The sequence below is a fragment of the Trebonia sp. genome, from assembly GCF_049794275.1.
Lineage (GTDB): Bacteria > Actinomycetota > Actinomycetes > Streptosporangiales > Streptosporangiaceae > Trebonia.
In genome coordinates this window covers 1-1,691 of record NZ_JBARCR010001304.1, presented here as the reverse complement: position 1 = coordinate 1,691, position 1,691 = coordinate 1, and the positions used below count along the sequence as shown (strand labels likewise).

Sequence of the window (1,691 nt, the reverse complement as noted above, 5' to 3'; positions counted from 1 at the left end):
GCCAAAAAGCTGCCGAAACCACCCTCGCCGCCCGGCAGACGCGAGGCCGTGACACCAAACGCGAGGATTTTTCCAATCCCGCTGTAGATAAATAGTGGCGTCACCAAGAGCCGCGCCGGGTCCACGGCCGGGTGACCGCGCAGCAGCCCGATCGCGGCGACGGCCTGCGGCACGTACTCATCGGTCAGCGTGAAGTGCGGGTTTCCGGCGACCAGGTCCGGGTGGGCGCGGGTCACCTTCTCGAACCGCAGCACGGCGACGCCCGCGGTGGCCAGTCCCCAGGCGAGGTCCTTGAGCGGCTTGTTGCGCCCGATTGTCTCGTCCTGGTCATTCGGCCCCGAGCCGGCCAGCAGTACCACGCCGGGGACCGGTACCTGGCCGGCGCGGCGAGGGACGCTCAGCGTTCCAGGTACGGCCAGCGGCCCGTCGCCGACCGTGACGTCGTGCTCGGTGAACGAGTCCGGGTCCGCGTACGGCGGCGGCTCCCAGGGGCCGACCGGTGCGGCGGCGCTGGCCGGCAGCAGCTGGATGCCGATGATCCAGGGTCCCTCGTCTCCCCCGCCTGCCTCGCCTGCCTCGCCTTCCTCGCCGACCAGGCCGACGGCCACGGTCGCGGTCGCGTGCTCGAACGTCACGGGGACCTTCACCAGCACGGTGCCAGGGCCGGCGGCCTCCGTGAGCGGCGTGCCAAGCGCGGACAACTGGCCGTTTTTCGCCACCTCCGCGTCCCACGCCGCCCGCAGTGCATCCGGCGGCGCCAGCGGGCGGAGCTGAGGCAGGAACCTGTCGCTTATGCCGGTGAACTCTCCGCGCCTGGCCATCTCGATGACGGCCAGCGCCGTGTCCGCGAATGTCATACGTCCCTCCTGGTGAGCACGACCGCGGCGGCGAACAAGGCGGCCGCCGGCCAGGCGATCAGGACGAGCAGCGACAGCCACGGGGAGAGCAGTCCCCCGGGCGGATGCGCAGCCACCTCCGCGTAGGCGGCGAACGGCAGGGTGAACCTGCCCAGCCGGAGGTTCCACGGCGCGGGCAGCGCCAGGCACAGCACGGCCAGCAAGATGACGGCAGTCATCGCCGCCGCGATAGCGCCCGCGGTGTGCCGGATGATCGCGCCGGCGCCAACGCCTGTCAGCGCGCAGGCGGTCAGCACGAAGCCGGCGGCCAGCACGGCCCGCAGCGCGCCCGGGTGCGCCAGCGACAGCCCGCCATGCCGGCCGGACAAGATCCCCTGGGTCAGGAAAAAGCACGCGAAGGCCAGTATCTCCCCGACGATGAGCGCCGCGGTGCCGGTGACCGCCGCCTTGGCGGCCAGTACGGCCTGGCGCCGTGGCACGGCGGTGAACGTGGTGCGGATCAGCCCGCTGCCGTATTCGGAAGTGAACACCAGCACGCTCAGGACGGTGACGGGCAGCACCAGGTACTCGGCGTAGGCGAGGAAGCTGGTGGCGAGCCGGTCCATCACTGCGGCATGTTTCCCGCTGTCCGGCGAGGCCGCGAAGGCCTGCGCCACCACCGCGGTCAGCGCCAGCGTCACGACGGCAGCGACCGCCAGCGTCCAGCGGTTCGACCGAAGCGACCGGAGCTTGGTCCATTCGCTGGCGAGCACGTCGCGGCCGCGGACGAGCCGTGACGGGCCGGGTTCCGCTGACGCGGCCGGGGCGGTTGGCGCGGTCCCTGCGGCCTGGAGC

General features: G+C 72.1%; 1 protein-coding gene and 1 pseudogene. Both read right to left on the bottom strand.

Features of this window, described 5'->3' with window-relative positions; translation table 11 throughout:
- Positions 1 to 857, bottom strand: a pseudogene (locus WA805_RS31590) (hypothetical protein); the annotation flags it as partial.
- On the bottom strand, positions 854 to 1,691 hold an 838-nt coding region (locus tag WA805_RS31585), incomplete at its 5' end, for an ABC transporter permease subunit (protein ID WP_425244174.1). The pseudogene WA805_RS31590 and the gene WA805_RS31585, both read right to left, overlap by 4 nt.